We start from the raw sequence: 25,360 nt of genomic DNA on the forward strand, positions 1-25,360 counted from the left end.
CGATGCATGTTGAGCGAAGAAAAGAACCGCCTGCTGACCGAAGTCGGTCCGGGCAAGCCCATGGGCGATTACCTGCGCCGCTACTGGCACCCGATCGCCGGCGCCAGCGAGTTCGACGACAAGGCCGTGAAGCCGCTGCGCATCCTCGGCGAGGACCTGGTGCTCTACAAGGACCTGAGCGGGAACTACGGGCTGGTCGATCGCCGCTGCCCGCACCGCAACGCCGACATGTCGTACGGCTACGTGGAGAAGTGCGGCCTGCGCTGCAGCTACCACGGCTGGCAGTACGACACCAGCGGCCAGTGCATCCACCAGCCGTTTGAAGAAACACTGGACCCCGATGCGCGCATGCGCAGGAACACGAAGATCAAGGCCTACCCCGTGCAGGAAAAAGCCGGCCTGCTGTGGGCCTACATGGGCCCGCAGCCCGCGCCGCTGCTGCCCGACTGGGAACTCTTCAACTGCAGGAACGGTTTCGCGCAGGCCGTGTTCGCCGAGATTCCCTGCAACTGGTTCCAGTGCCAGGAGAACTCCATCGACCCCGTGCACTTCGAGTGGACGCACAACAACTGGACCACGCGCCTGCAGGGCGACGAAGGCCCCTACGTGCCCACGCACCTGAAGCTCGCGTTCGAGGAGTTCGAGCACGGCTTCGTCTACAAGCGCCTGCGCGGCGGCGAGCGCGAAGACAACGTGATGTGGACCACCGGCCGCGTCACGCTGTGGCCCAACGGCTTCTTCCTCGGCCACCACTTCGAATGGCGCGTGCCCATCGACGACCACCACACGCTGAGCGTGCTGTGGGTGCTCAGCCGCGTGCCGACCGAGCAGGAGCCGTATGTGCAGGAGCGCATTCCCTCGTGGTACGGCCCCATCAAGGACCCGGCCACGGGCCGCTGGATCACGAGCCACGTCGCCAACCAGGACTTCGTCGTGTGGGTCGGGCAGGGCACCGTGACCGACCGCACGCGCGAGAAGCTGGGCCAGAGCGACAAGGGCATCGTGATGATGCGCCGGCGCTTTTTTGAAGAGCTCGAATCGATGCAGTCCGATCCGTCACACGAGCCCAAGGGACTCATCCGCGATCCCGAGAAGAACCGCGACGTGTTCCTGCCGTCGGCCTGCCGCGACGAGATGCTGCATGGCCTGCCGCGCGAGGAACTGGCGGCGCATCCGCTGCTGGGACCGTACCTGAAGGACTTCTTCGGCCAGGCCGGTCAGCCCGACGATGTGCGCGCGGCGTATGAGAAGGCCATTGGCCAGAAGGTCGAGGGTGCGCGTTTCTTCAAGGTGCACGGCGGCGCGTCGGACGCCGAAGTTGAAACGCAGGACGCGGCCTGACCCTGCAGCAGCACGCCGCGATGCGGGTCTAGCGCCGGAACATCCGCAGGTCGAGCGCGCTCTCTTCGCCCAGCCACATGGCGTGCGCCGTGTGGTCCGCGAAATCGTCGCCGGTCACGCCATGCACGAACACGTCGAGGCCATTGCGGTGGGCCTCGAGCCAGGCGATGACCTCGTGGAACTCGGCGGCGTCGAAGGCCAGCTGGCAGCTCCAGTGCGGGTGCGGTCCGACGAGGCGTTCGTGCACGCGGCCCACCACCACCATCAGCTCGCGGCCGGCACGCTCGCTGAGTTCGCGCGCCTGCGCCAGCGTGGCGGGTGCGAAGTAGATGTGGGCGTGATACTGGGCGTAGAGGTTTTCGGGGCGACGCGGCATGGTGCCCTCATTGTGAGCCGAGGCGGAAGCGGCCGCTGTAGCGGAACACGTCGCCGAACCAGCGATGGCGCAGCAGCATCTTCATCGTGAAATGGTCGGGGTCGACGGGATCGGGCCGCTCCTCGACGTAGGCCGTGCCCAGCAGCAAGCCCAGCGGAAGAGGAATGCGCAGCCGGCCGAGGCGCCAGAGGTAGCCGCGGTCGCGGAACACGAGCGCGCCGTCTTCGGCGCTCACCGCCAGCCGCATGCCGATGCCGAAGCGCACGAACTCGATCACCTCGCCATCTTGCGAAGGCGCGGCTTCCATGTGCGAGCGGAAGTGGAAAGGCACGCGGCCCGCGAAGTGAAAGATGCGGTCCCAGTACAGGTGCGGGTCGTCGATGCGGCAGCGGTAGTGCACCTCAATCGGCACGTCGGTGCCGGTGTGCGGCACCAGCGCGCCGACGAGCCGGCCGAAGGGCATCAGCAGCGCGGCCCACGGCGCATGGTGCACCTCGTGCATGGCGCCGCGCACGCACACGTGTTCGGCCGAGAAGGGCGTCATGGCGTAGTGCCGGCGGATCACGTCGCCCAGGCGTTCCCAGGCCGGGCCGAGCGCTTGCCGGATCAGCGGCGTGGCGCTCATGACGCGGTGCTTTCGCCGGCTCTGCGCGTGGCGCTCACCATGGCGTAGTCGAAGTCGCGCCAGAACATGCCCAGCGCAAGCGCGCAGTAGCTGGCCACGATGTGCTTGCGGCGCCAGGGGCTGAGCCTGCCGCGCGCCTTCCACAGTTCGGCCAGCGTGAAGCGCGTGGCCAGCACCGGGATGTGCAGCGCGCTGGGCGCGACGCGCCAGCGCAGTGACTTCACCTCGATGTCGTCGAAGCCATGCGCCCCCAGTGCGGCGACGAAGTCTTCGCGCACGGCCAGCGTGGGCACGGCCCAGCTGTCGGCCCACAGGCGGTGCAGCCAGCCCGCGAGCCGGCCCGGCCGGCGTCGCAGCAGGAAGCCGTCGACCACCACCAGCCGCGCGCCGGGCTTGAGCAGCCGCGCGGCTTCACGCACGAAGTCGGCCTTGGCGGTGCCTTCGGCGTAGCAGGCGCTTTCGAGTGCCCAGCCGCCGTCGGCCTGGGCGGGGGGCAGGCCGGTGCGGGTGTAGTCGGCCTCGACGTGCGCGATGCGCTCGGCCACGCCGGCGCGGGCATCGAGCCGCGCGGCGATGCCGTTCTGCACCGGCACGTTGGTCACCGTGACCGCATGCAGCGAGAGGTCGTCGCCGACCAGCGTGCGCGCAGTGGCGCCGGCGCCGCAGCCGAGGTCGAGCACGCAGCGCGGGCCGGCGTTGGCCGCGTCGAGCCGCAGTGCGCGGCCGACGGCGCGGTTCATCTCGATCAGCATGCCTTCGCGCCGCAGCGGGTTCAGGCCCAGGCGCCAGAAGCCGAAGTGCATGTTGTAGCTCGGGCTCCAGGCGCGGTAGTCGTCCGCGACCTCGGTGAAATAGTCCTGTGTGTCCTCGCGGCTCACGTGGCCTTCGACCGCGGGCGGCGTGGTGCGCGCGGTGCCGGGCAGGCGGAAGTCGGGCTGGAAGACGTCGGGCATCGAAAACTCCTTCGGACGTGAACGTGGGTGTGTGACAGCGTGAGTTTTTTCAGAGCTTGCAGTGGTTGTCGGCGCAGGTGGCCGGGGCGATCGCACCGTGCCCCGCGAGCCGCAGCACCAGCCAGCGCGGCAGCCGGTAGCGGTTGCGGGCCAGGACCGCGTAGGCGCGGTCGGCCAGCCGGCCGATCGCCGGCAGGTCGAGCACGGCGCCGCCGGCCGGCAGGTCCACGGCGGCGCGGCAGGCGCGGATGGCGTCGACGCCCACGCGCAGCCGCCCTGTGGCATCGACCGCGTGCAGCGAGCGCATCAACGCCTCGCGCGGTGCCGGGCCGTTCGAGAAACCTGCGGGCGAGCAATCGACCAGGTGCAGCCGCCCCGCGGTGTCGCGCGCCTGCATGGCGCCCATCTCGGCCGTGCACAGCGGGCAGGTGGCGTCGAAATAGACGGTGAGCGGGTAGCTGGGAAGGGCGAAGCGGGGCATGGCGTTTGTGGTTCTCGATATTTCAGTCAAAACAGAAATAAGAAGGCAAAAAAAGACGCGGCCTTTCTCAGATCATGGGCAGGCTGGCATGGTGCGCGTCGGGATCGTCACCTTTGCCTGCGGGCGACGGCGGTGCCGCATCGCCGCGCACGAACTTCTGCACGCTGGCGCCGAGCGTGAGCACCTTGTCGAGCGTGCCGGGCGACAGCCGCAGCATCTCGTCGGCCCAGGTGGCGAGCTTGGTCATGAGGTCCATGGTGGAGCGGATGCGGTCTTGCGCATCGGCGGGCTCCTTCTGGAAATCGGGGCTGGAAACGATCTCGCGCAGCACGCGGATGGTGGGGTCGAACTCGCGCTCCTTGCGCTCGCGTACCACGGTACGGAACAGCTCCCACACATCGACGCTGGTCTCGAAGTAGTCGCGCCGGTCGCCCAGCGTGTGGGTGATGCGCACGAGGTTCCAGGCCTGCAATTCCTTCAGGCTGTTGCTGACGTTGGAGCGCGCCACGCCCAGCGTTTCCGACAGCTCTTCGGCGTGCATCGGCTTGCCGTGCGCGAAGAGCAGGGCGTGGATCTGCGAGACCGTGCGGTTCACGCCCCACATGGAGCCCATCTCGCCCCAGTGCAGGACGAACTTGCGTTGAATGTCGGTGAGTTCCATGGCATCGAGTTTAGGAATTCCTAAATTTCTGTCAATACAGAAATAAAAATTCGAGCGTGGTCGAATCAAAGATGAAATACTGTATGAATAAACAGTTATCAAATTTGTGTCCTGACGCCTTCCAAGGATTCGCCATGCCCGCCGCCCAGGTTCCCATCCACATCATCAAGGGCCGCGGCGCAGCCACGCGGCTTGCGCACCGGTTTTCCAAAGACGAACGCGACGCCTTCGACGACGGCTGGGGCACGCTGGAAGAAGGCGAGGCCGAGGCCGCCGGGCTGATGCCATTGGCGACCGAGGTGCGCTTCGAGGACGTGAAGTCGGTGCTCAGCAGCAACGACTCGCCCGACATTCCCTTCGACCGCTCGCTCAACCCGTACCGCGGCTGCGAGCACGGCTGCATCTACTGTTTTGCGCGGCCCACGCACAGCTACCTGAACCTTTCACCCGGCCTCGACTTCGAGACCAAGCTCATCGCCAAGCGCAACCTCGTCGAGGTGCTGCGCGCCGAACTCGGGCGCAAGAGCTATCGCCCCAGCAACCTTGCCATCGGCACCGCCACCGACTGCTACCAGCCCATCGAGCGCGAGCTGCGGCTCACGCGCGGCGTGATCGAGCTGCTGAGCGAGGTGCGGCATCCGTTCGCGCTCGTCACCAAGTCGAGCGCGGTCGAGCGCGACCTCGACCTGATCGCGCCGATGGCGGCCGACCGGCTCGCGGCCGTGTACGTCACGATCACCACGCTCGACGGCGAGCTGGCGCGCAAGCTCGAGCCGCGCGCCGCCGCGCCGCACCGGCGGCTGCGCACCATCCGCACCCTGGCCGAGGCCGGCGTGCCGGTGGGCGTGAGCGTGGCGCCGCAGATTCCGTTCATCACCGAAGACATGGAGCAGGTGCTCGAAGCCGCCTGGGAAGCGGGCGCGCGCAGCGCCTTCTACACCGTGGTGCGGCTGCCGTGGGAGGTGGCGCCGCTTTTCAAGGAGTGGCTAGAGCTGCACTACCCACAGCGGGCCGAGCGCGTCATGGCGCGCATCCACGAGATGCGCGGCGGCAAGGACTACGACGCCGACTTCGCCACGCGCATGAAGGGCAGCGGCCTGTGGGCCGACCTGATCCACCAGCGCTTCCAGAAGGCGACGAACCGGTTGGGTTTCAACCGCGAGCGGATTGCGCTCGACACCAGCGCCTTCCGGCCGCCTGGCGCGCAAGGACAGGGCACTCTGTTCTGACCCGCAGGCCGCTTACTCGATGACCTCGGGCCAGTCGGTGTGGAAGAACTGGCCCTCAGGCTTGTCCACGCGTTCGTATGTGTGGGCCCCGAAGAAGTCGCGTTGCGCCTGCAGCAGGTTCGCGCTCAGGCGCGCGGTGCGGTAGCTGTCGTAGTAGGCCAGCGAGGCGCTGAAGGCCGGCACCGGGATGCCGTTGCTCACTGCCAGCGCCACCACCTCACGCCAGTTCTGTTGCGTGCGGTTCAGCAAGTCCTGAAAGAACGCGTCGAGCATCAGGTTGCCCAGCGCCGGGTCGGTGCGGAAGGCGTCGGTGATGCGGTTCAGAAAGCGCGCGCGGATGATGCAGCCGCCGCGCCAGATCGATGCGATGCCCGCCAGGTCGAGCTTCCAGCCTTTCTTCTCGCCCATCGTCTGGATGAGGTCGAAGCCCTGTGTGTAGCTGATGACCTTCGAGGCATAGAGCGCGTCATGCACCTTGGCCACCAGCGCCTGCTTCTCGATCGACAGCGTGGGCGCCGGCCCGTGCAGCAGCTGGCTCGCCGCCACGCGCGCCTTCTTCTGCGACGACAGCACGCGCGCCTCGACCGCAGCGTTGATGGTGCTGATGACCACCGCGTTCTCGGCCGCGTTCAGCAGCGTCCACTGCCCCGTGCCTTTCTGGCCGGCCTTGTCAAGGATCACGTCGACCACCGGCTGGCCCGTCTGCGGGTCTTTCTGTTCGAGCGCCTTGGCGGTGATCTGGATCAGGTAGCTCTGCAGTTCGCCCTCGTTCCAGTCGTTGAAGACCGCCGCCATTTCGTCGGTCGTGAAGCCGGCCGCCTTGAACAGGCTGTAGGCCTCGCAGATCAGCTGCATGTCACCGTACTCGATGCCGTTGTGCACCATCTTCACGTAGTGGCCCGCGCCGCCCGGTCCGATGTGGATCACGCAAGGCTCGCCGTCCACCTTGGCCGCGATGCTCTCGAAGATCGGCTTCATCACCTCCCAGGTCGAGAGCGGCCCGCCCGGCATGATCGACGGCCCCTTGCGCGCGCCTTCCTCGCCGCCCGACACGCCTGCGCCGATGAAGCGCAGGCCCTTGCTCGTCAGGTACGCATCGCGGCGCTCGGTATCGGTGTACAGGCTGTTGCCGCCGTCGATGACGATGTCGTCCTTGTCGAGCAGGGGAATGAGCTGTTCGATCACCTGATCGACCGGCGCGCCGGCCTTCACCATGATCTGGATCTTGCGGGGCCTGGCCAGGCTCTGGACGAATTCCTCGAGCGTCTTGGCACCGACCAGCTTCTTGCCGGGGTTGGCTGCAACGAAGGCCTCGGTCGTGGCCTCGGTGCGGTTGTAGACGCTGACCTGGAAGCCGCGGCTTTCCACGTTCAACACCAGGTTCTGTCCCATCACGGCCAGGCCGATCAATCCGAAATCGCTTTGCTGCTTGCTCATGTGTGCGGGCCCTTCGTGCATGTGCAGTTGGAAAAAGTAGCCGGTGATTGTGCCGGGCGCCCGCGCGGCGCGGCGTCGGAGGGCGTCTATACCCGCTTGGCAAATGGGCCTGGGCTGGCTATGTTGGCCGGATGACTTCCGCCGCCATGTCCGCAACCCCCGTAGCGATCCACACCTGGTCGACCGACGCAGTGCCGCCGCCGCAGCGGCTGGACTACTGGATCGGCGCGGTTTGCGAAGGCTTTCTCGAGATGGACGTGAGCAGCCCGCAAGCCGGTGGCTTCGGCGCCTCGCTCGAATCCGCGCCGCTCGGACCGCTGCATGTGAACCGCGTGCGCGGCAGCGCGCAGGACGTGTACCGCACGCGCCGCGCCATCGCCCACAGCCGCCAGAACTACTACTACCTGCTGTGCAAGGCCGATTCGCCCTGGGTCGCGGTGCAGGAGGAGCGCTCCGCGCGGTTGCTGCCCGGCGACGCGGTGCTGGTCGATTCGCGGCGCTGCTACGCCTTCCATCTGCAGCAGTCGGCCGACACGGTGTCCATCGAGTTGCCGACCGCGTGGGTCGAGTCGTGGCTGCCCGATGCCGGCGACCACGTGGCGCGCCGCATCGACGGGCACGGCGGCTGGGGTGCGGCGCTCAGCGGCTTCGCCCGGGCGCTGTCGCCCGAAGTGGCCCTGCGGCCGCCGCTGCCGCCGGCGTTGCTGGCCGATCAGCTCGGCGGCCTGCTGGCACTGGCGCTCGGCCCGGCAGCCAGCGTGGCGGCGACCGGCGCATGTGGCCGTGCCGCCCTGCGCCAGCGCGTGCTCGACGCCACGCGCGAGCGTCATGCCGAGCCGGGCCTCACGGCCGCGGCCGTCGCGCAGGGGCTGGGCATTTCGCAGCGCAGCCTGCACCGCTGCCTCGCGGAAGGGGGCGAGGCAGCGACCACCTTCGCGAGCGCATTGGCCGCCTGCCGCATGCAGGTGGCGCAGCGGATGCTGGCCGATGCGCGCTTCGACCGCCTGAGCGTGGCGCAGATCGGCCTGCGCGTCGGCTTGGCTGATGCCTCGCACTTCGTGCGGCTGTGCCGCCGGCACCTGGGCGGCACGCCGGGGGCGCTGCGGCAGTCGCGCGGCTGAACGGTCGCTACGCCTCGAACCAGTCGCGCGCCGAGCGTCCCTGGTCGGGCCCCAGCATCGAGAAGCCGCCATCGACCGGAATGTCTGCGCCGGTCACGAAGCGCGCCGCGTCCGAGCACAGGAACAGCACCACCTGCGCCACGTCGTCGCCGTCGCCCACGCGGCCCAGCGGATGCATCGGTGCGCCGACGCGGTCGGCGCGTGCACGGTCGCCGTTCGCCATGCGCGAGAGCGCGTCCGACCAGGTCCAGCCCGGCGACACCGAGTTCACGCGCACGCCGCGCGGCGCCAGCGTGGCGGCCTGGTTGCGCGTGAGCTGCAGGATGGCCGCCTTGGCCGCGGGATACAGTGCCCGGCCCGCCGCGCCGAACTTGCCGCCGACGCTGCCCATGTTCACGATGGCGCCGCCGTGCGCGGCCAGCGCGTCGGCGGTTTTCTGCACCAGCATCGCGCCGGAGACGAGGTTGACGTTCAGCGCGCCCAGCCAGTCGGCACGCGCGGCATCCAGCCCCGCGTCGCCGTAGACCACGGCGTTGTTGATGAGGAAGTCAATGCGGCCTTCGGTGCGCAGCGTGCCGGCCACGAGCGCATCGAGTGCATCGTCCGACGCGATGTCGCAGACGACGAAGCGGCAGCCCGCGCCCACATCGGCCGCCAGTGCGGCGCCGCGCGCCGTGTCGATGTCGACCGCCACCACGCGCGCGCCGGCCTGCACGAAAGCGCGCACGATGGCGCTGCCCAGCAGCGCGGCGGCGCCCGTCACGATCGCGACCTTGCCTTGCAGTGGGGTCATGCTTGGCCTCCCATCTGCGCGACGGCATCGTCCACGCGGACCACGTCCGCGAGCATCGCCAGCGTTTCGAGGCTCGCCGCCTGCAGGTGTGCCTGCGCGGTGCTGCAGGCGTCGGCGACCACGGCCACGTCGTAGCCAAGGTCGCTCGCATGGCGCGCGCCGTGCTCGACGACGTGGTTGGTGGCGATGCCGGCCAGGTACAGGCGACGGGCGCCGGTGGCGCGCACCACCTCTTCGAGCCCGCTGGCCCAGAAGGGGTTGTTGCGCTTGTGGGTGACGACGGCTTCGCCCGGCCGCGGCGCGAGCTCGTCGTAGAAGCCGGCGCCCCAGCTGCCTTCCTGCACGGCGCCGCTCTCGGCCACGCGCCGGAACAGCGTGCAGTTGCGCAGGCAGTCCGCGTAATCCGGCGCGAAGGCGATGCGAACGAAGATCACCGGCACGCCGTTCGCGCGCGCCCCGGCGATGAGCCGCGCGGCCGAGGCGATGAGGCGCGGGCGCGCCGGGTCGTCGGCGGCCACGCCCACGCGCACCTTGCCATCGACGTGCAGCACGTCGTTCTGGTAGTGCATGGCCAGCAGCGCGGCCTTCACAGGAACACCTGCAGGGCTTCGTGCGGCGCGTCGCAGTTCACGAGGTCGACGCGCTTGGTCTGGATGCGCCAGCCGTCGTCGGCGCGGCGCAGCGTGTGCAGCACGCTGCCGCCGAAGGTGCGCTGCTCGGTCTTGCGCCACTCCAGCAGCAGGAAGGTCGAGCGCACGGTGCAGCCCGCATCGTCGTCGCGCGACTCGAGCGCGATGTTGCCCAGCACGTGCACGGTGCGCGTGGGCGGTTGCTGCGAGTAGGCACGCGCCTGTTCGAGCCGCCGCGCGCGCATCGAGCGCAGCAGGGCGTCCTCGCAGAACAGCGAGGCGTGGTTGAGGTGGTCGACCTGGCCGTGCACCAGCGGCACCCAGTACAGGCCGTCGGGCGTGAAGAGCTTCTGCCATTCGTCCCAGCGGTGCTCGTCGAGCAGGCGCGCCTCGTGGTGCAGGAACTGCGTGAGGTCCTGCTGTTCGTTCCAGTCGCGGAAGTTCATTCGGCGCTCCCCGCGTGTTCGTTCGTCTGTGCGCCCGTGTCCACGCCCATGTAGCCAGCCCACGCCGCGAACATGTTGCGCGAGGGCATCTCGCTGTTGCCGTTGGACGCGCGCCCGCCCGGCAGCGGCTGGTCGCGCCCGGCGGCGCGGTGCATGCTGACCCAGTCGCCGCCGTCGGAGCTCAGGCCTTCCTGCACGCGGTTGTAGGCCTCCAGGTCGTCGGGCATCACGTTCGACGAGGGCGAGTTGACGATGTTGGTGTACTTGAGCGTGCGCTGGAAGGTGGCCTCGGGCGCCCCCTTGAGGCGGAAGCTGAAGATCTCGACCAGCGTGCGGTCCACCGACAGCGGCCGGATCACGCGGATCTGCTGGAACGAGGTGTGCGGCGAACAGCTCGGGTACACGATGGTGTTGTGCCGGTTCACGCGAAGGATCTCGTCCGCGCGCTCGGCGCCCTTCGCGGCTTCGAGCGAGGCCACATAGGCCAGGCTCACCGGGTCTGTCGGCGGCACGAAGATGCCTTCCATGAAGCCGTGGCCGTGGTCGTAGCCCTTGAGCTCCAGCTTCTCCCAGAACTCCAGCGGCTCGCCGTTGCCGTCGACGATCACCACCTCGAAAGGCTTGGGCGTGCCGGCGGGCATGGACGCGTGCTCTTCCTTGGCCGCGCGCCACGACGACTCGTGCGTGGCCACCGCGTGAATGGTGTCGTGCAGGTTCTCGAAGAAGATCTTCCAGTTGTTGCGCTGGATCACGCGCTGCACGCCGCCGGCCACTTCCACTTCGCCTTCGGGCGCGCGGTCGCAGAAGTTGTCGAGCGACGTGGCCACGCCACCCAAAAAGTCTTTCAGCTCGGGCCCGTCTTCCGACAGGCTGGCGAACACGAAGCCGCGGTGCGTGGCCACGCGCGCGACCTTGCGCACGCCGTACTGGGGGTCTTTCAGGTCGAGCGCGGTGCATTCGTAGCCGCTGCGCAGCGGCACCGACAGCAGGCTGCCGTCGCACTTGAAGGTCCAGCCGTGATACAGGCAGCGCAGGAACTTGCCGGCGCTGCCGCTGCCGTCGGGCACGAGCTTGGCGCCCTTGTGCGGGCAGCGGTTGAACATCACGTGCACCTGGCCGTCGGTGTGCCGCACCATCACCACGGGCTCGCGGCCCAGGCGCGTGGTGAAGTAGTCGCCGGGCTTGGGCACCTGGCTTTCGTGGCCGATGTAGATCCAGGCCTGGCCGAACACGCGGTCCATCTCCAGCTCGAAGATGGCGGGGTCGGTGTAGACGCGCTTGTGCACGCGGTCGGGCTGCACGAGCGACTGGATGTCGATCGGGTTTGTCGCCGCGATGGGGATGATGGGAATCACGGAATTCATCGGGTGGGTCTCCTGAAACGTCATCAGATGTCGAGCACCAGGTGCGGCGTCTTGGCGCGCGACACGCAGGTGCACAGGGTCTTGCCGTCCGCCTTCTCGCGCGGACTGAGGTTGTGGTCGCGGTGGTCGGGCACGCCCTCGATCACGTCCACCACGCACACGCCGCAGTCGCCCTGGCGGCAGTCGTACAGCGGGTCCAGGCCGGCGGCGATGAGCACGTCGAGCAGGCTCTGGTCGGGGGCCACGGTCAGCGTCTTGCCCGAGCGCAGCGTGCGCACCTCGAAGGGCGCATCGCCCGCCTGCTCGATGGCGCCGGCGAAGAGTTCGAAGTGCACGTGGTCGTCGGGCCAGCCGAGCGCGCGGGCGGTGTCGACCACGGCCTGCACCATGCCGCGCGGGCCGCACACATGCAGGTGGCGACCGGGCTCGGGCGCGGCCAGCAGCGCGCGCAGGTCCACACCGCGTGCCGGGTCGCCGCCGTCGTGCACCACTGTGCCACCGAGCGCGCGCACCTCGTGCAGGTAGGCCGTGGCTTCTTCGCTGCGCGTAGCGTAGACGAACTCGAAGGGGCGCGCTTCGGCCGCGAGCGAGCGCGCCATGCACAGCAGCGGCGTGATCCCGATGCCGCCCGCGATGAGCAGCGGCGGCGCGCTGCCCGCGTGCAAGGCGAAGTCGTTGCGCGGCGCATGCGCGGCCAGTGCGGTGCCCGGTTGCAGCGCATGCATCCAGGCCGAGCCGCCCGCGCCCTGCGGTTCGCACAGCACGGCGATCTCGCAGCGGTCGGAGCCGTCGTGCGGCCTGGCGAGCGAGTAGGCGCGCTGCCCCGGGTGGCCGTTGATCTGCATGACCTGCACGCCCAGGTGCGCACCCGGCGTGAACGGCGGCAGCGGCTCGCCGCTGGCCGAGCGCAGCACGAAGGCCTTGATGGCCGGGGTGAGCGGCCTGACCGAGTCCACGACCAGCGCCAGCATGTCGGCGGCGTGGCTCATCCCAGGGGCAGCGCCGGGTCGGCGATGGTGAGGCCGGTCGATTTTTCCCAGCGCGGCATCAGCGTGTTCGACGGCTGCGTTTCGTCGACCAGCTTGCGCGCCGTCTCGGCGCCGGCCACGGGCAGGCCCTTCGGATCGAGCAGGCCGATCTGCACCAGCACGCTGGCCTGGTCCCAGTAGATGTGCTCGTGGTAGAGCTTGTCGCCGCGGAACTTCACGATGGCGACGAGCGGAATCTCCACCGGCCTGCCGGTGGGCGCGATGCCCGGGAGCAGCCAATCGATCTCGACCGTGTGGGTGAAGCTGAACAGCATCTCGTCCACGATCTGCGTGGCGCCCACCGTGCGCGAGATGGGCGTGAGCCGCGTGTCGGGCGGCGTGCTCGGAATGAAGTGGTGCTTGTAGAAGCGCGACAGCTCCCTGGCGCCCACGCCGCCGGTCATGGTCGGGATGTGGTTCACGTAGGGCTCGCTCACCATCGTGGCCATGGTGGCGACCACGTCGCGCGTGGCGAACTCGTACTCGCAGTGCTTGTCCCACAGCGCCGAGAGGTCGTACACCGGGCCGATCGCTTCCTTGAACAGCGCCATCGAACGCTGGTGCGCCATGAGCGTGGAGGGCTTGTCGAAATGCTCGCCGCCGGTGCGCGCAAAGGCGTGGTCGACGCCGGGGTACACATACATCTGCGCATCGGGCTGGCCGGCGAAGGCTCCAAGCACCTGGGCGCGGGCCTCGGGCGGGCAGAACTGGTCGAGCTCCGCGAAGTGCAGGGCGATGGGGCACTGGATTTGCGGCACGAGGTCGAGTGCGCCCTCGATGCCCACGCCGTAGTAGCCCACGGCCGCGTCCACGCCCGAGTGCGCGGCGGCCAGGTAGGCCAGCTTGCCGCCGAGGCAGAAGCCCAGCGCGCCGACCTTGCCGGTGCAGGCCGGATGGGCGCGCAGCGCCTTCACGCTCGCCGTGACGTCGGCCACGCCGGCGTCGATGTCGAACTTCTGGAAGAAGCCGAAGGCGCGCTGCCAGTCTTCGGGCGAGTAACCGAGTTCGACACCGGGCTCCATGCGCCAGAACAGGTCGGGCGCGAGCACCACGTAGCCCTCTTCGGCATAGAGGTCGGCCACCTCGCGCACGTAGTCGTTGATGCCGAAGATTTCCTGGCACAGCACGATGCCGGGGCCACGCCCCGAGGCGGGCAGGGCCAGGTAGCCGCGAAAGGTCCGGGTGCCGTCGCCGGTGGGAATGTCGATGGTGTCGCTCATCGGTTCGTCTCTCGAAGTGGTGGGGTCGGCGGCGATTCTGTGGAGCGCGCCGGGGCGTTGTCTGTCCATTTCGTGCAGCGGTTTCGGTCGCACGAAACGGATAGCGGGGCACCGCTGCCGCACAGAGACTGCGGCCTGCATTTGCCACTCCCCCACGTTCAACGAGCTCACATCGAGGAGATCTCTCATGTCGCAGGCCACGCCCCGATCCGTCTTGTGCGCACTCACCGTCCTGGTGGGCGCGCTGGCTTTACCCGCGCAGGCGCAGACCGCGCAGACCGTGAAAGTCGGCCTGGCGATGGACCTGTCCGGCCCGTTTGCCGTCGGCGGCGCCGAGGCCAAGGCCGGCTTTGCCGTCGCGATGAAGCAGCTGGGCGGCAAGCTCGGCGGCGTGCCGGTGGAGTTCGTCGAGGCCGACACGGCAGGCAATCCCGAGATGGCGCGCCAGGTGGTCGAGCGCATGCTGCTGCGCGACAAGATCGATTTGTTCACCGGGCCCGTCGGCTCGTCGGTCGCGCTGGCCGTGGGCCCGCCGCTCTTCGCGGCCAAGGTGCCCTACCTGTCGAGCAACACCGGCCCGAGCGACTATTCGGGCGCGCGCTGCAACCCGTACTTCTTCGGCGCCTCGTACCCGAACGACGCGTACTACGAATCGGCCGGCAAGTTCGCCTCGGACAAGGGTTTCAAGAAGGTCGCGATGATCGCGCCCAGCTACCCCGGTGGCAAGGACGCCATCAACGGCTTCAAGCACACCTTCAAGGGCGGCGTGGGCGACGAGCTGTACACCAAGCTCGGGCAGCTCGACTACTCGGCCGAGCTCGCGCAGATTCGTGCGTCGAAGCCCGATGCGCTGTACTTCTTCCTGCCTGGCGCGATGGGCGTGAGCTTCATCAAGCAGTTCGTCGGCGCGGGGCTGTCGAAGGACGTGGCGCTGATTTCCACCGCCTTTTCCGCCGACGAGGACATGATCCCCGCCGTCGGCGAGCCGATGCTGGGCCTGTTCAACACGGCGCACTGGTCGTTCGACCTCGACAACCCGGCCAACCAGCGCTTCGTGGCCGCGTTCCGCCAGCAGAACAACGGGCGCAACCCGTCGTTCTATGCCGGCCAGGCCTACGACGTGCTCATGGCGATGGATGCGGCCGTACGCGACGTCGGCGGCAAGGTGGCCGACAAACCCGCGCTGCTCAAGGCGATCAAGGCGGCGAACTACAAATCGGTGCGCGGCGACTTCCGTTATGGCCCGAACAACTTCCCGATCCAGAACTACTACCTGCGCGTGATCGCCAAGGATGCGAACGGGCGCATCGCCAACAAGGTCATCGGCACCGTGCTGGAGCGCTACCAGGACCGCACGGCCGTGCAGTGCCCGATGAAATCCTGAAGCGCGCTGGGTTTCTTCAGTGCCGCGCGGGCGCGGCCAAAGGCTCGCGCGAGGTGTCGCGCGGCAGCTGACCGAAGCGCTCGCGGTAGCAGGCGGCAAAGCGGCTCAGGTGCGAGAAGCCGCAGTTCAGCGCCACCTCGGTGACGCTGGCGCCGTCGTGCCGCGCCAGTTGCGCGTGCGCGGCATCGAGGCGCATGTTGCGCAGCACCTCGCCGGGCGAGAGGTCGCGGTAGCGCCGGAAGAGCAGGGCGAGGCCGCGGCGCGTGATGCCCGCGGCCTGTGCCACGTCTTCGAGCGAGAGCAGCGAGTCGAGCCGCTCGCGCATGAATTCTTCGGCCCGGCGCAGCTGCCGCAGGCTGGTTTCTTCGGTGCCGCGCTGCGCGTCGGCGTGCCGCTGCAGCACCGAGTTCGGCCGGTGGCACAGCAGGTAGAGCATGAGGTTGTCTTCGCAGTGCGCGAGCCAGCGCGGGTCGTAGCGCTCGAACTCGTTCGGCGGCAGCAGCGAGGCTAGGCTCGCGACCATGCGGCACCACTGCGTGCCCGCCGTGTCGTCCAGGCGAAAGGGCATGTCGAAATCGATCTCGCCCACGGTGTCGGTGCCGCGCAGCGCGAAGGCATGGCGCGCCACCTCCTGCAGGCGGTTGAGCTCGATCTTCAGCATCAGCTGCTCGCAGTCGGCGTGCCAGCGCAGGCGCACGGGCTTGTGGGCGGAAATGATGGCGCCTTGCCCGGGATGGATCTGCAGCGTCTGCCCGCCGGTGTGGATGTCGGCATGGCCGCGCAATGGCATCTGCACGAGCACGAAGTTGCCGAGCGCGTCGGGCTCGATGTCGACGTCGCAGCCGTAGCGCAGGATGCACAGCGACAGTGCGTTCATCTCGGCGCGGCAGAAGATGGCATCGACATCGCCCGCGCCCCACGCGCTGCGGTGCGGCTTCAGTTCGCGGGCCACGCGGGCGTCGGTTTCTTCGGCCTCGCGCGAGCGAAAGACCTCGCGCCTGTACAGCGGGGACAGTTGCTGACTCGACCATGCGTCCATGGACACTCCTGCGGGGCCAAAGTAGGGGAAAGCGACGGCGACGGACGCTTTTTTCTACGCCGGAATCTACGTCGGTGCGCCGCGCGCCGCCATGGGAATTGCCCGGGCAACGGGCGTCCCCGTTGCAAGAAGCTTGCCCGACTTGTTTCTAAATACTGCGCAGATTGACCCGCTTGGACAGTGCTTGCGCGCTCTCGCGCCGCTCGCTGTAGCGGTCGACCAGGTAGCTCGCGCAGTCCCGCGTGAGCAGCGTGAACTTCACCAGCTCTTCCATCACGTCGACCACGCGCTCGTAGTAGGGCGAAGGCTTCATGCGGCCCGCGTCGTCGAACTCGAGAAAGGCCTTGGCCACCGACGACTGGTTGGGGATGGTGATCATGCGCATCCATCGGCCCAGCACGCGCAGCTGGTTCACCGCGTTGAACGACTGCGAGCCGCCCGACACCTCCATCACCGCGAGCGTCTTGCCCTGCGTGGGCCGCACGGACCCGACGGCCAGCGGAATCCAGTCGATCTGCGCTTTCATGATGCCGGTCATGGCGCCGTGGCGTTCGGGCGAGGTCCACACCATGCCCTCGGCCCACTGCGCGAGATCGCGCAGCTCCTGCACCTTCGGATGGTCTTCGGGTTCGCCGTCGGGCAGCGGCAGGCCGCGCGGGTCGTAGATGCGGGGCTCGGCGCCCATCGCCTGCAGCAGGCGCGCGGCCTCTTCGGTCAGCAGGCGGCTGTAGGAGCGCTCGCGCAGCGATCCGTACAGCAGCAGGATGCGCGGTGCATGCGTGGCGCGAGCGGTGGGCAGAAGCTCCTGCAGGCGGGGGACGCGGAACGCATCGGTGTCGAGCTGGGGGAGGTCAGGGCTTGGCGACACGCTGGCCTTTCGCGTCGACCACGGCTTCGCCGTCTTCCTTGGCGAATGCGCCTTGCTGCGGTTTCGGCAGGATGTCGAGCACGGCTTCGGACGGCCGGCACAGGCGCGTGCCCAGCGGCGTGACGACGATGGGTCGGTTGATGAGAATCGGGTGCTGCCCCATGAAGTCGATGAGCTGAGCGTCGCTCCACTTCGGATCGCCGAGGCCCAGCTCGTCGTACGGCGTGCCTTTCTGGCGCAGTACGTCGTGCACGGGCACGCCCATTGCCGCGATCAGCTGCGTGAGCGTGGCGCGGTCGGGCGGGGTCTTCAGGTACTCGACGACGGTGGGTTCGTCGCCCGTGTTGCGGATCAGCGCGAGCACGTTGCGCGACGTGCCGCAGGCGGGGTTGTGATAAATCGTGATGTCGCTCATGGCAAGCTCGTTGGAGGAAAGAAAAGTGAAAGGGATCAGCCGAGACTGAGGCGCAGCGCCAGCGCGGCCAGCGTGACGGCCAGCACGGGCAGCGTCATCGCGATGCCGACCTTGAAGTAGTAGCCCCAGGCGATGGTCGTGCCCTTTTTCTCGAGCACGTGCAGCCACAGCAGCGTGGCCAGGCTGCCGATCGGCGTGATCTTGGGGCCCAGGTCGCAGCCGATGACATTGGCGTAGACCATGGCTTCCTTCACGAGGCCCGTGGTGCCCGACGCATCGATGGAGAGCGCGCCCACCAGCACGGTGGGCATGTTGTTCATGACCGATGACAGCCCCGCGGCCAGGAAGCCGGTGCCGATGGCGGCGCCCCACACGCCGCCTTGCGCGAACACGTCGAGCAGCGATGCGATCCGGTCCGTCAGCCCGGCGTTGCGCAGGCCGTAGACCACGAGGTACATGCCCAGTGAGAAGACGACGATCTGCCACGGTGCGCCATGCAGCACCTTGCGCGTGCTGATGACATGCCCGTGCGCCGCCACGGCCAGTAGAAGGGCCGCACCCACGGCCGCCACGGCGCTCACCGGGACGCCCAGCGGCTCCAGCCCGAAGAAGCCGACGAGCAGCAGCACCAGCACGACCCAGCCGGCCCGGAAGGTGGCCGGGTCACGGATGGCTTCGACGGGGTGCCTGAGCTGTGCCACGTCGTAGCTCGCCGGAATGTCGCGGCGGAAGTACAGCATCAGCACCAGAAGGCTGGCCGCGACCGCGGCGAGGTTCACCGGGATCATCACGGCCGCGTAGTCGTTGAAGCCGATCTTGAAGAAGTCGGCCGACACGATGTTCACGAGGTTCGACACGATCAGCGGCAGGCTGGCCGTGTCGGCGATGAAGCCCGCCGCCATGACGAAGGCGAGCGTGGCGGCGGGCCGGAAGCCGAGCGCCACCAGCATCGCCATCACGATGGGCGTGAGGATCAGCGCCGCACCGTCGTTCGCAAAGAGGGCCGACACCGCGGCACCCAGCAGCACGATGAAGGCGAACAGCCGGCGACCGTTGCCGCGTCCCCAGCGGGCCACGTGCAGCGCGGCCCATTCGAAGAAGCCGGCTTCGTCGAGCAGCAAGCTGATGAGGATGACGGCGATGAAGGTCGCGGTGGCGTTCCAGACGATGCCCCACACCACGGGGATGTCGGCCAGCTGGACGACACCGAAGAGCAGGGCGATGACGGCGCCCAGCGAGGCACTCCAGCCGATGCCCAGGCCGCGCGGCTGCCAGATGACGAGCACGAGCGTGAAGATGAAGATGAGGAGGGCTGCGAGCATGGGGCGGTGAACGTGAACGGATGGAGCAAGGGCGCATGAAGGCGCGCAGCCCGTGGCCGGGCCGCGCGCCGTGCGAGGGGAGTCAGAGCGTGTCGAGTCGGGCGCGCAGTTGCGAATCGCTCAGGGTGTCGAACGGAATTTGTGCCAGCTGGTGCATGCGTTCACCGATTGCCCGGCGGGTGGCCTCGAAGGCCGCGCGTTTCTCTTCGGGCGTGCTGCCGGCATGGGACGGGTCCGGATATCCCCAGTGAATCTGCACCGGCGAACCGGGCCAGTACGGGCAGGTTTCCTGCGCCGCGCTGTCGCACACCGTGATCACGACACGCATCGTCGGCGCATCGGGCGCGGAGAATTCGTCCCAGCGCTTGCTGCGGTAGCCCGACGTGTCGATGCCGGCGTTCTCGAGGACCTCGATGGCCATCGGGTTGATGCGGCCGCTCGGCGTGCTGCCCGCGCTGTACGCGCGCGCATCCACGCCGAGTGCCTGGGCCCAGTGATTGAACATGCCCTCGCCCAGCACGCTGCGCGCCGAGTTGTGGGTGCACAGGATCAGCACATTCGTCGTCATGTCAGCGGGCTCCGATGTCGCGCACTTCACGCTGGATCGCCAGGGTCTCCAGCTTGGCCAGCGGCAGCGAGAGCAGGAACTCGATGCGGCGCTTGAGTGTGACCGCCGCATCCATGAAGGCGCGATGGCGGGTGTCGTCCGAGCCTTCGACCGCGGCCGGATCGGGCAGGCCCCAGTGCGCGGTGATGGGCTGGCCGGGCCAGACCGGACACACCTCGCCGGCCGCCTGGTCGCACACGGTGATCACGAAGTCCATGTGCGGGGCGCCGTCGGTGGCGTATTCGGCCCAGCTCTTGCTGCGATAGCCGGTGTCGCGGTAGTGCAGATGACGCAGCGTGGACAGCGCCAGCGGGTTGACCGTACCCTTGGGCTGGCTGCCCGCCGAGTACGCGGTGAAGCGGTCGAAGCCCAGCTCATCGAGGATGCCTTCGGCCAGGATGGAGCGGGCGGAGTTGCCTGTGCAGATGAACAGGACGTTGTGTTTTCGTTCGGTCATGGGGTGGGGAAGTGCGGGTTTGTGAAGGGGACTCAACGCGCGCAGCAGGCGCCTGCCGGGCGCCCCAGCTGCTCGGCCGCCTTGGTGGCCAGGCCTTGCACTTGCTGGCTGACCTGGTCGCGCCCCTGACCGAAGATCTTCGACGCGTCCATCGTGCGGTAGTGCTCCCATGCCAGGCCCTGCGGGTCGGTGACCCAGTGCTTCTCGCTCTTGGCATAGCAGCAGACCGTGGCGCCCTCATCGAACAGCGCGCGGTCGGCGGCCTGGGCGCGGAGCTTGAGTTCGGCCAGTTCGTTGTCGTCCTCGGCCTGGATGCCCAGGTGGTCGATGCCCGTGCCATGGCCTCTCGTGGAAATCGCGAAGTTGACCCGGGGATCGTCGAGCATCCACTTCGCGTAGTCGCTCTCGACGCGCGTGGGCTCGGCCGCAAAGAGGCGCGAATAGAACGCGATGTTCCGGTTCAGGTCATCGACATGCAGGTGGACGTGGAAGCGCTTCATGGTGACTCTCCTCGATCGGTGGTGGTGGTGGGATGGTCGGGTTGTTCAGCAGTCGCAGTCGGCCTGCGCGTCGACAAGGCAGGCCTCGCCTTGGCAGCAGTTCTCGGTGAGATAGGCCAGCAAGGTGTTCATCTGCTCGAAGGCGGCGCGGTAGACGAGGTTGCGCCCTTGCCGCTCCTGCGAGATCAGCCCTGAGTTCACGAGCTCCTTCAGATGAAAGGACAGGCCCGTGGCCGAGACCGCGAGGGCTTCGGCCAGGGCGCCGGGCGTGAGGCCGGCAGGCCCGGCCACCACCAGTGCGCGGAACACACGCAGGCGAACGGGTTGCGCCAGGGCGGCCAGCGAGCGGATGACGATGTCTTCTTCCATATTTCAATAATATTTGAATTATTGAATTGGAGCAACCACGGCGCGAATCGGCCATCGCGCTGGCAGGCAGCGGCCATCCGCGGCGCACCGCTTTTTCTACAGTCGCGCTCGGCTCATTCCCCAACGAAGCATCCAACCAAGGAGACACCCATGTCCGACACCTATGTTCTGGTTCACGGCGCCTGGCACACCGGCGCCGAAATGGAGGCCGTGGCCGACGGCCTGCGCGCGGCCGGCCATACCGTGCATTGCCCCACCGTGGCCGGCAACAACCCCGGCGACAGCCGCGCAAACACCAGCCTGGACGACGCGATCGCGTCGGTGGTCCGCTTCATCGAGGGCAAGAACCTCACGCAAGTGCGGCTCGTGGGCCACAGCTACGGCGGCATGGTGATCTCGGGCGTGGCCGACCGCATCGCGGCGCGGCTGCGGCGGCTGGTCTACATCAACGCCTTCGTGCCGCTCGACGGCGAGTCGCTGAACGACATGGTGCCGCCGCACTACGTGACCATGTTCGATGCCATTGCGGGGGCCAACGACAACGCGGTGGTGCTGCCGTTCGAGGTCTGGCGCGAGGCCTTCATCAACGACGCCGACCTGCGGCTGGCGCAGTCTGCGTACGACCAGCTCAACCCGCACCCGTACCGCACCTTCACCGACAGGATCCAACTGAAGCAGCCGCTGGCGGCGCTGGCGCTGGGCAAGTCGTACGTCAATTGCCAGCAGGACACGGCGCTGCCGCACAGCCTGCCGTGGCATCCGCGGCTGTCGGAGCGACTCGGGCTGTTCCGGCTCGTCGAGTGCCCGGGCAGCCACGAGATGTTCTTCTCGAACCCGCTGCGGCTGGCGCAGGCGATCCTCGAAGCGGGGCGCGACTGACGCAAGCCGCGCGTTCGGTCAGCCGTTCGGAAAGAGCGCGTCGAACACGCGCAGCGACGCCCAGGCGTCGTTGGCCGCGTAGCGGATCTGCGATTCGCTGAGCTGCTTGTGCGCCCAGTTCGACGTGGTCGCCTTGCGCGACTTGGCGAAGCGCTGGTTGAACATGAGCGCCACCGCCGTCTTCACGCCGACCGAACGGCGGTAGCCGCGCCGGCGGAACTCGTCGTCGATGTCGAACACGGCCTGCGGTGCAATGGCGAGGCGCAGGCGGATCAGCGACAGGTCGCTCGAGAGCCCGAAGCCGACCTTGCGCAGTTCGCGGGAGGCCAGCAGGCCCGCGACCACGTGGTTGCATTCGTCGCGGTGCAGCTGGAACAGCCAGGCCGTGTCGCGCGTGGCGAACTGCACCACGTGCGGGCCGGTCGACACTTCGTTCTTCGCGAAGGTGGGACGCGACTCGGTGTCGAAGCCGGCCACGCCGGCGGTGAGCAATGCGTCTGCGGCGCGTTCGGCCTCGGCCAGTGAGGCGACGACCACGATGTCTTTCAGATCGAGGCTGTCGAACGGATCAAGCAGCGCGATCTGGTCGCGCTCGGGCAGCGGAGGAAGCCGGTGGCCGAGGTGGTTGTTGTCGTTGTTCTGTTCGTTCACCGGGTCTTCGCTTTCGCGGCCTTGGGGGGGGTCCTGGGTTGGGGCTTGGGCTTCTTCTGCTTCGGCGGCTGGCCCGAGCGCAGCGCGGCTTCGTAGGCCAGGCGGCCCCAGCGGGCGGCTTCCTCGCGGTCTTCGAACAGGTCGGCCGGCGCCTGCCGGTACGACATCGGCATCTCCTTGCCCGCGCGCACGTACGTGAAGGGCGGCAGGTTCAGCGCATCGAAGTGCGCGGCGCTGCCCGCATCGGACTTGAGGTACAGCGTGTCCCTGACGACGAGCGCGATCATGCGACCCTCGTGCCACACGCCGTGGCCACCGAACATGCGACGGGTCTCGATGCGGCCGAGGCGTTCGAAGGTCTCATGCAGGCTCTGTACAAAAACGCTCATGACGTGATCTCGATGCGGTTGCCGTCCGGGTCGAGCACCACGCTCTCGTAGTAGCCGTCGCCGGTGCGGCGCGGGCCGTCGAGCAGCGGGTAGCCATCGGCCTTCAGCCGCTGCGTGAGGGCATCGACTTCGGCGTCGGAGCCGACCGAAATCGCAAGGTGCGTCCAGCCCATGCGCTGCGCGCCGGCCTCGGCGACCACGGGCGACAGGGTGCTCGTGGTCATGGCCTCGATGCGCGCGCCGTCGCCCAGGCTCAGGAAGCACGAGGCGAAGCCCTTGATCGGGTTGACATACCCCGCGCCGGCGGTGGCGCCGAAGTAGTCGACATAGAAGCGCTTGCAGCGTTCGAGGTCGGTGGTCCAGAGGGCGATGTGATCGATGCGGATGCGCATGGGGCAAGAAGAAGGAAGAGGGCGGCGGTGTCAGCCCGTGCGCCAGGGCGCGCGGGCAGGCGACCAATGGTAGGCGATGCGTTCGCGCCCGCTGCCCGGGTGTCGGTCGACCACGCCGCGCGCGAGGCCGTAACGTTCGTAGAAGCGCTGCGCCTCGGTGTTGGTGACGGCCACGTGCAGCCGCCAGCCGTGCGGCATGCGCACGCAGGCCTCGTCGAGCAGCGCCTTGCCCAGGCCCTGGCTGCGCAGGTGCGGTTCGACGAACAGCTGGGCCACATACTCGCGCGCCGTGAGCAGCACCATGAAGGCCAGCACCTGGCCGTCGCGCTCGGCGAGCACCACGTCGGCGGGCGGGATGAATTCGGTCTGCACGCGGTGCAGCCAATGGCCGATGGGCTCGACGTGGGCGGCGCCCCGATTGGCCGACACCCAGGCGCGGCGCCAGATGCCGGCGAGCACCATGTTCTCTTCGGCGCCGCCATCGCGCGAGCGCAACGCGAAGGCGGGAATCTCGGCGGCAGACATGCGGACCATGATAGCCACGCGGGGCGCGGACCGCACCCTTTGGGGTCACCCGTTCAGCGTCTGCGCGTGGTGCGCGATGTGGTCGGCCATGAAGCTCTGGATGAAGTAGTAGCCGTGGTCGTAGCCCGCATGGCGGCGCAGCGTGAGCGGCTGGCCGGCGGCGAAGCAGGCGGCCTCGAAGACCTCGGGGTGCAACTGCTCGGCGAGGAATTTGTCGGCCAGGCCCTGGTCGATGAGGATGCCCTGCGGATAGGGCGCCACGGTCTGCGACTGCATCAGCGCGCTGGCGTCGTGCGCGAGCCATTGCGCGCGGTCGTCGCCGGGCTCGCCCAGGTAGCCGGCGAAAGCCTTCTGGCCCCACGGGCACTGGGTGGGCGCGCAGATCGGCGCGAAGGCCGAGAGCGACTTGAAGCGGCCCGGGTGCCGCAATGCCAGCGTGAGCGCGCCGTGGCCGCCCATCGAGTGGCCGAAGATGCCGATGCGCTCGCCGTCGATGGGCAGGTGCTGCGCCACCAGCGGCAGCAGCTCGTGCACGATCCAGCTTTCCATGCGCCAGTGCGTGGCCCAGGGCTCGGCGGTGGCGTCGAGGTAGAAGCCGGCGCCGATGCCGAAGTCCCAGCTGTCTTTCGCGCCCGGCAGGCTTTCGGGACCGGCGCCGCGCGGGCTGGTGTCGGGAGCGATGAGTGCCAGGCCCAGGCTTGCGGCCATGCGCTGGGCGCCGGCCTTCACCGCAAAGGTTTCCTCGTTGCAGGTCAGGCCTGCGAGGTAGAGCAGGGCGGGCACGGGCTTGTCGGCGGTCACGGCCTGCGGTGGCAGGTAGACCGAGAAGCGCATCGGCAGGCCGATTTCGTGCGAGCGATGCTCGAAGAAGCGCTGCACGCCGCCGAAGGCGTGGTGTTCGGAAAGGAGTGTCGGAGTGGTGTCGGTCATGAAGAAGGGGTCGTCTGGCTGCGCAGTGCGGGCATGAGTTCGCGCACGGCATCGGCGAAGGTACGCGGCGCTTCCTGCGGAAGGTTGTGGCCCGCGCCGGGCACGAGGCGGTGCGAGCGCGGCCCGCTGAAGCGGTGCGCGTGGGCCGAGGCATCGGCGGGCGGTCGCACACCGTCGTCGATGCCGTCGAAGGTGATGGCGGGCACGGTGATCGTCGGCTGCGCGGCGAGGCGGCGTTCGATGTCGGCATACGCCGGGTCGCCGGGCACGAGGCCGAAGCGGTGTCGGTACGAATGGATCACCACGTCGACGAAGTCGGGGTGATCGAAGGCGGCGGCACTGCGCGCGAAGGTGGCGTCGTCGAATTGCCACGTCGGCGACCAGAGCTTCCACAGCAGCTTCGTGAATGCCTTGCGGTCTTTCTGCAGGCCGGCGCGCCCGCGTTCGCTGTGGAAGTAGTACTGGTACCAGAGGCTGTGCTCGTTGTCGGGCGTGTCCGGCTCCATCGCCTTGGCGATGTTCTGGATGTTGTAGCTGTTGAGCGAGACCAGCCCCGCGCAGCGCTCGGGCCACAGCGCCGCCACCACGCAGGCGGCGCGGCCGCCCCAGTCGTAGCCGGCCAGCACGGCGCGCTCGATCTTCAGCGCGTCGAGCAGCGCGAGCAGGTCCGCGCCGAACGCCGCCTGTTCGCCCGAGCGCGGCGTGGCGTCGCTCAGGAAACGCGTGGCGCCATAGCCGCGCATGTACGGCACGATCACGCGGCAGCCCTGCGCGGCCAGCATCGGCGCGACTTCGGCGTAGGTGTGGATGTCGTAGGGGAAGCCGTGCATCAGCAGCACGGGCGGGCCATCGCTCGGGCCGGCTTCGACGTAGGCGATTTCGAGGACGCCCGCCTCGATCTTGCGCAGGGGTTCCATGCGGTTCATGGC

General features: G+C 68.5%; 31 protein-coding genes. 5 read left to right on the top strand and 26 right to left on the bottom strand.

Annotated features, from left to right (window positions below; all coding sequences use genetic code 11):
* Nucleotides 1-6 precede the first annotated feature (6 nt).
* Complete coding sequence (locus ASD34_RS23190) at nt 7-1,341, top strand: aromatic ring-hydroxylating dioxygenase subunit alpha (protein ID WP_056582861.1); 1,335 nt, start codon at nt 7-9, stop codon at nt 1,339-1,341.
* 28 nt (nt 1,342-1,369) lie between these two features.
* Here the strand turns inward: ASD34_RS23190 and ASD34_RS23195 are convergent, their stop codons facing one another.
* The 5 genes from ASD34_RS23195 to ASD34_RS23215 form a co-directional block, all read right to left on the bottom strand.
* Nucleotides 1,370-1,717, bottom strand: a complete 348-nt coding sequence (locus tag ASD34_RS23195; RefSeq protein ID WP_056582862.1) for a DOPA 4,5-dioxygenase family protein — start codon at nt 1,715-1,717, stop codon at nt 1,370-1,372.
* Nucleotides 1,718-1,724: 7 nt separating this feature from the next.
* The gene (locus ASD34_RS23200; RefSeq protein ID WP_056582863.1) at nt 1,725-2,342 is read right to left on the bottom strand and encodes a DUF4166 domain-containing protein; all 618 of its coding nucleotides are present in this window, start codon (nt 2,340-2,342) and stop codon (nt 1,725-1,727) included.
* The gene (locus ASD34_RS23205; RefSeq protein WP_056582864.1) at nt 2,339-3,295 is read right to left on the bottom strand and encodes an SAM-dependent methyltransferase; all 957 of its coding nucleotides are present in this window, start codon (nt 3,293-3,295) and stop codon (nt 2,339-2,341) included. Before ASD34_RS23205 ends, ASD34_RS23200 begins: the two co-directional genes overlap by 4 nt.
* A 49-nt stretch (nt 3,296-3,344) precedes the next feature.
* On the bottom strand, nt 3,345-3,776 hold the full coding sequence (locus ASD34_RS23210) for a thiol-disulfide oxidoreductase DCC family protein (RefSeq protein WP_056582866.1): 432 nt from the start codon (nt 3,774-3,776) through the stop codon (nt 3,345-3,347).
* A gap of 67 nt (nt 3,777-3,843) precedes the next feature.
* Nucleotides 3,844-4,437 carry a GbsR/MarR family transcriptional regulator gene (locus ASD34_RS23215; protein WP_056582868.1) on the bottom strand — a complete coding sequence of 198 codons (594 nt, stop codon included), beginning with the start codon at nt 4,435-4,437 and terminating at the stop codon, nt 3,844-3,846.
* 134 nt (nt 4,438-4,571) lie between these two features.
* Between ASD34_RS23215 and ASD34_RS23220 the strand changes: the two genes are divergently transcribed.
* The gene (locus tag ASD34_RS23220) at nt 4,572-5,666 is read left to right on the top strand and encodes a PA0069 family radical SAM protein (protein WP_056582870.1); all 1,095 of its coding nucleotides are present in this window, start codon (nt 4,572-4,574) and stop codon (nt 5,664-5,666) included.
* Between the two features lie 12 nt (nt 5,667-5,678).
* Here ASD34_RS23220 and gnd read toward each other — a convergent pair whose 3' ends face one another.
* Nucleotides 5,679-7,103 carry a decarboxylating NADP(+)-dependent phosphogluconate dehydrogenase gene (gene gnd, locus ASD34_RS23225; RefSeq protein ID WP_056582872.1) on the bottom strand — a complete coding sequence of 475 codons (1,425 nt, stop codon included), beginning with the start codon at nt 7,101-7,103 and terminating at the stop codon, nt 5,679-5,681.
* Nucleotides 7,104-7,249: 146 nt separating this feature from the next.
* On the opposite strand from gnd, the gene ASD34_RS23230 reads away from it, so the two are divergent.
* Nucleotides 7,250-8,224, top strand: coding sequence for a helix-turn-helix domain-containing protein (locus ASD34_RS23230; RefSeq protein WP_056582874.1), 975 nt, complete (start codon nt 7,250-7,252; stop codon nt 8,222-8,224).
* A 7-nt stretch (nt 8,225-8,231) separates the two neighbouring features.
* Here the strand turns inward: ASD34_RS23230 and ASD34_RS23235 are convergent, their stop codons facing one another.
* From ASD34_RS23235 to ASD34_RS23260, 6 genes are read right to left on the bottom strand one after another with little or no spacing between them, the layout of a single operon-like run.
* On the bottom strand, nt 8,232-9,017 hold the full coding sequence (locus ASD34_RS23235) for an SDR family oxidoreductase (RefSeq protein WP_056582877.1): 786 nt from the start codon (nt 9,015-9,017) through the stop codon (nt 8,232-8,234).
* Entirely contained in the window at nt 9,014-9,607 is a 594-nt protein-coding gene (locus tag ASD34_RS23240) for a cysteine hydrolase family protein (RefSeq protein ID WP_056582879.1), read from the bottom strand. Before ASD34_RS23240 ends, ASD34_RS23235 begins: the two co-directional genes overlap by 4 nt.
* Nucleotides 9,604-10,092, bottom strand: a complete 489-nt coding sequence (locus tag ASD34_RS23245) for an aromatic-ring-hydroxylating dioxygenase subunit beta (protein ID WP_056582880.1) — start codon at nt 10,090-10,092, stop codon at nt 9,604-9,606. The genes ASD34_RS23240 and ASD34_RS23245 overlap by 4 nt, the downstream gene beginning before the upstream one ends.
* Nucleotides 10,089-11,456, bottom strand: a complete 1,368-nt coding sequence (locus tag ASD34_RS23250) for an aromatic ring-hydroxylating dioxygenase subunit alpha (protein ID WP_056582882.1) — start codon at nt 11,454-11,456, stop codon at nt 10,089-10,091. The genes ASD34_RS23245 and ASD34_RS23250 overlap by 4 nt, the downstream gene beginning before the upstream one ends.
* Nucleotides 11,457-11,479: 23 nt before the next feature.
* Nucleotides 11,480-12,445 carry a PDR/VanB family oxidoreductase gene (locus ASD34_RS23255; RefSeq protein ID WP_056582884.1) on the bottom strand — a complete coding sequence of 322 codons (966 nt, stop codon included), beginning with the start codon at nt 12,443-12,445 and terminating at the stop codon, nt 11,480-11,482.
* Nucleotides 12,442-13,704 (bottom strand): dienelactone hydrolase family protein, encoded by a 1,263-nt coding sequence (locus ASD34_RS23260; RefSeq protein ID WP_056582886.1) that lies wholly within the window; start codon nt 13,702-13,704, stop codon nt 12,442-12,444. Before ASD34_RS23260 ends, ASD34_RS23255 begins: the two co-directional genes overlap by 4 nt.
* Before the next feature lie 187 nt (nt 13,705-13,891).
* Between ASD34_RS23260 and ASD34_RS23265 the strand changes: the two genes are divergently transcribed.
* A complete protein-coding gene (locus ASD34_RS23265) occupies nt 13,892-15,088 on the top strand; it encodes an ABC transporter substrate-binding protein (protein WP_056582888.1) in 1,197 nt (398 codons plus the stop codon).
* Between the two features lie 16 nt (nt 15,089-15,104).
* On the opposite strand, the gene ASD34_RS23270 is transcribed toward ASD34_RS23265, so the two are convergent.
* From ASD34_RS23270 to ASD34_RS23305, 8 genes are all read right to left on the bottom strand, one after another.
* Nucleotides 15,105-16,127, bottom strand: a complete 1,023-nt coding sequence (locus ASD34_RS23270; protein ID WP_056582890.1) for an AraC family transcriptional regulator — start codon at nt 16,125-16,127, stop codon at nt 15,105-15,107.
* Between the two features lie 148 nt (nt 16,128-16,275).
* Nucleotides 16,276-16,995: an arsenical resistance protein ArsH gene (gene arsH, locus ASD34_RS23275; RefSeq protein WP_056582892.1), complete on the bottom strand. Its 720-nt coding sequence runs from the start codon at nt 16,993-16,995 to the stop codon at nt 16,276-16,278.
* Nucleotides 16,979-17,410: an arsenate reductase (glutaredoxin) gene (arsC, locus tag ASD34_RS23280; RefSeq protein ID WP_056582894.1), complete on the bottom strand. Its 432-nt coding sequence runs from the start codon at nt 17,408-17,410 to the stop codon at nt 16,979-16,981. The genes arsH and arsC overlap by 17 nt, the downstream gene beginning before the upstream one ends.
* Nucleotides 17,411-17,445: 35 nt before the next feature.
* Nucleotides 17,446-18,732: an arsenic transporter gene (locus ASD34_RS23285; protein WP_056582896.1), complete on the bottom strand. Its 1,287-nt coding sequence runs from the start codon at nt 18,730-18,732 to the stop codon at nt 17,446-17,448.
* 82 nt (nt 18,733-18,814) lie between these two features.
* On the bottom strand, nt 18,815-19,300 hold the full coding sequence (locus ASD34_RS23290; RefSeq protein ID WP_056582897.1) for an arsenate reductase ArsC: 486 nt from the start codon (nt 19,298-19,300) through the stop codon (nt 18,815-18,817).
* A gap of 1 nt (nt 19,301) precedes the next feature.
* Complete coding sequence (locus tag ASD34_RS23295; RefSeq protein ID WP_056582899.1) at nt 19,302-19,796, bottom strand: arsenate reductase ArsC; 495 nt, start codon at nt 19,794-19,796, stop codon at nt 19,302-19,304.
* Nucleotides 19,797-19,828: 32 nt separating this feature from the next.
* Nucleotides 19,829-20,296, bottom strand: coding sequence for an ArsI/CadI family heavy metal resistance metalloenzyme (locus ASD34_RS23300; RefSeq protein WP_056582901.1), 468 nt, complete (start codon nt 20,294-20,296; stop codon nt 19,829-19,831).
* Between the two features lie 45 nt (nt 20,297-20,341).
* Complete coding sequence (locus tag ASD34_RS23305) at nt 20,342-20,665, bottom strand: ArsR/SmtB family transcription factor (protein ID WP_056582903.1); 324 nt, start codon at nt 20,663-20,665, stop codon at nt 20,342-20,344.
* 150 nt (nt 20,666-20,815) lie between these two features.
* Between ASD34_RS23305 and ASD34_RS23310 the strand changes: the two genes are divergently transcribed.
* Nucleotides 20,816-21,544, top strand: coding sequence for an alpha/beta fold hydrolase (locus tag ASD34_RS23310; RefSeq protein ID WP_056582905.1), 729 nt, complete (start codon nt 20,816-20,818; stop codon nt 21,542-21,544).
* An 18-nt stretch (nt 21,545-21,562) separates the two neighbouring features.
* Here ASD34_RS23310 and ASD34_RS23315 read toward each other — a convergent pair whose 3' ends face one another.
* From ASD34_RS23315 to ASD34_RS23340, 6 genes are read right to left on the bottom strand one after another with little or no spacing between them, the layout of a single operon-like run.
* Nucleotides 21,563-22,195, bottom strand: coding sequence for a 3'-5' exonuclease (locus tag ASD34_RS23315; RefSeq protein WP_056582907.1), 633 nt, complete (start codon nt 22,193-22,195; stop codon nt 21,563-21,565).
* Nucleotides 22,192-22,584 carry a TfoX/Sxy family protein gene (locus ASD34_RS23320; RefSeq protein ID WP_056582909.1) on the bottom strand — a complete coding sequence of 131 codons (393 nt, stop codon included), beginning with the start codon at nt 22,582-22,584 and terminating at the stop codon, nt 22,192-22,194. Before ASD34_RS23320 ends, ASD34_RS23315 begins: the two co-directional genes overlap by 4 nt.
* The gene (locus ASD34_RS23325) at nt 22,581-22,976 is read right to left on the bottom strand and encodes a VOC family protein (protein WP_235510222.1); all 396 of its coding nucleotides are present in this window, start codon (nt 22,974-22,976) and stop codon (nt 22,581-22,583) included. The genes ASD34_RS23320 and ASD34_RS23325 overlap by 4 nt, the downstream gene beginning before the upstream one ends.
* A 30-nt stretch (nt 22,977-23,006) precedes the next feature.
* Nucleotides 23,007-23,501 (bottom strand): GNAT family N-acetyltransferase, encoded by a 495-nt coding sequence (locus tag ASD34_RS23330; protein ID WP_235510224.1) that lies wholly within the window; start codon nt 23,499-23,501, stop codon nt 23,007-23,009.
* Nucleotides 23,502-23,546: 45 nt separating this feature from the next.
* On the bottom strand, nt 23,547-24,431 hold the full coding sequence (fghA, locus tag ASD34_RS23335; protein WP_056582914.1) for an S-formylglutathione hydrolase: 885 nt from the start codon (nt 24,429-24,431) through the stop codon (nt 23,547-23,549).
* Entirely contained in the window at nt 24,428-25,357 is a 930-nt protein-coding gene (locus ASD34_RS23340) for an alpha/beta fold hydrolase (protein WP_056582916.1), read from the bottom strand. The genes fghA and ASD34_RS23340 overlap by 4 nt, the downstream gene beginning before the upstream one ends.
* Nucleotides 25,358-25,360 lie beyond the last annotated feature (3 nt).

The sequence above is a fragment of the Variovorax sp. Root473 genome (assembly GCF_001426505.1).
Lineage (GTDB): Bacteria > Pseudomonadota > Gammaproteobacteria > Burkholderiales > Burkholderiaceae_C > Variovorax.

What these genes read in the sequence shown, in the direction of transcription:
- ASD34_RS23270 (WP_056582890.1), bottom strand. Translation starts at nt 16,127, where the DNA reads ATGGACGCATGGTCGAGTCAGCAACTGTCCCCGCTGTACAGGCGCGAG.
- ASD34_RS23300 (WP_056582901.1), bottom strand. Translation starts at nt 20,296, where the DNA reads ATGAAGCGCTTCCACGTCCACCTGCATGTCGATGACCTGAACCGGAAC.
- arsC (WP_056582894.1), bottom strand. Translation starts at nt 17,410, where the DNA reads ATGAGCGACATCACGATTTATCACAACCCCGCCTGCGGCACGTCGCGC.
- ASD34_RS23205 (WP_056582864.1), bottom strand. Translation starts at nt 3,295, where the DNA reads ATGCCCGACGTCTTCCAGCCCGACTTCCGCCTGCCCGGCACCGCGCGC.
- ASD34_RS23320 (WP_056582909.1), bottom strand. Translation starts at nt 22,584, where the DNA reads ATGAGCGTTTTTGTACAGAGCCTGCATGAGACCTTCGAACGCCTCGGC.
- ASD34_RS23265 (WP_056582888.1), top strand. Translation starts at nt 13,892, where the DNA reads ATGTCGCAGGCCACGCCCCGATCCGTCTTGTGCGCACTCACCGTCCTG.
- fghA (WP_056582914.1), bottom strand. Translation starts at nt 24,431, where the DNA reads ATGACCGACACCACTCCGACACTCCTTTCCGAACACCACGCCTTCGGC.
- ASD34_RS23260 (WP_056582886.1), bottom strand. Translation starts at nt 13,704, where the DNA reads ATGAGCGACACCATCGACATTCCCACCGGCGACGGCACCCGGACCTTT.
- ASD34_RS23235 (WP_056582877.1), bottom strand. Translation starts at nt 9,017, where the DNA reads ATGACCCCACTGCAAGGCAAGGTCGCGATCGTGACGGGCGCCGCCGCG.
- ASD34_RS23305 (WP_056582903.1), bottom strand. Translation starts at nt 20,665, where the DNA reads ATGGAAGAAGACATCGTCATCCGCTCGCTGGCCGCCCTGGCGCAACCC.
- ASD34_RS23210 (WP_056582866.1), bottom strand. Translation starts at nt 3,776, where the DNA reads ATGCCCCGCTTCGCCCTTCCCAGCTACCCGCTCACCGTCTATTTCGAC.
- ASD34_RS23200 (WP_056582863.1), bottom strand. Translation starts at nt 2,342, where the DNA reads ATGAGCGCCACGCCGCTGATCCGGCAAGCGCTCGGCCCGGCCTGGGAA.
- ASD34_RS23340 (WP_056582916.1), bottom strand. Translation starts at nt 25,357, where the DNA reads ATGAACCGCATGGAACCCCTGCGCAAGATCGAGGCGGGCGTCCTCGAA.
- ASD34_RS23195 (WP_056582862.1), bottom strand. Translation starts at nt 1,717, where the DNA reads ATGCCGCGTCGCCCCGAAAACCTCTACGCCCAGTATCACGCCCACATC.
- ASD34_RS23190 (WP_056582861.1), top strand. Translation starts at nt 7, where the DNA reads ATGTTGAGCGAAGAAAAGAACCGCCTGCTGACCGAAGTCGGTCCGGGC.
- gnd (WP_056582872.1), bottom strand. Translation starts at nt 7,103, where the DNA reads ATGAGCAAGCAGCAAAGCGATTTCGGATTGATCGGCCTGGCCGTGATG.
- ASD34_RS23330 (WP_235510224.1), bottom strand. Translation starts at nt 23,501, where the DNA reads ATGTCTGCCGCCGAGATTCCCGCCTTCGCGTTGCGCTCGCGCGATGGC.
- ASD34_RS23230 (WP_056582874.1), top strand. Translation starts at nt 7,250, where the DNA reads ATGTCCGCAACCCCCGTAGCGATCCACACCTGGTCGACCGACGCAGTG.
- ASD34_RS23285 (WP_056582896.1), bottom strand. Translation starts at nt 18,732, where the DNA reads ATGCTCGCAGCCCTCCTCATCTTCATCTTCACGCTCGTGCTCGTCATC.
- ASD34_RS23255 (WP_056582884.1), bottom strand. Translation starts at nt 12,445, where the DNA reads ATGAGCCACGCCGCCGACATGCTGGCGCTGGTCGTGGACTCGGTCAGG.
- ASD34_RS23310 (WP_056582905.1), top strand. Translation starts at nt 20,816, where the DNA reads ATGTCCGACACCTATGTTCTGGTTCACGGCGCCTGGCACACCGGCGCC.
- ASD34_RS23220 (WP_056582870.1), top strand. Translation starts at nt 4,572, where the DNA reads ATGCCCGCCGCCCAGGTTCCCATCCACATCATCAAGGGCCGCGGCGCA.
- ASD34_RS23295 (WP_056582899.1), bottom strand. Translation starts at nt 19,796, where the DNA reads ATGACCGAACGAAAACACAACGTCCTGTTCATCTGCACAGGCAACTCC.
- ASD34_RS23215 (WP_056582868.1), bottom strand. Translation starts at nt 4,437, where the DNA reads ATGGAACTCACCGACATTCAACGCAAGTTCGTCCTGCACTGGGGCGAG.
- ASD34_RS23250 (WP_056582882.1), bottom strand. Translation starts at nt 11,456, where the DNA reads ATGAATTCCGTGATTCCCATCATCCCCATCGCGGCGACAAACCCGATC.
- ASD34_RS23245 (WP_056582880.1), bottom strand. Translation starts at nt 10,092, where the DNA reads ATGAACTTCCGCGACTGGAACGAACAGCAGGACCTCACGCAGTTCCTG.
- ASD34_RS23325 (WP_235510222.1), bottom strand. Translation starts at nt 22,976, where the DNA reads ATGCGCATCCGCATCGATCACATCGCCCTCTGGACCACCGACCTCGAA.
- ASD34_RS23290 (WP_056582897.1), bottom strand. Translation starts at nt 19,300, where the DNA reads ATGACGACGAATGTGCTGATCCTGTGCACCCACAACTCGGCGCGCAGC.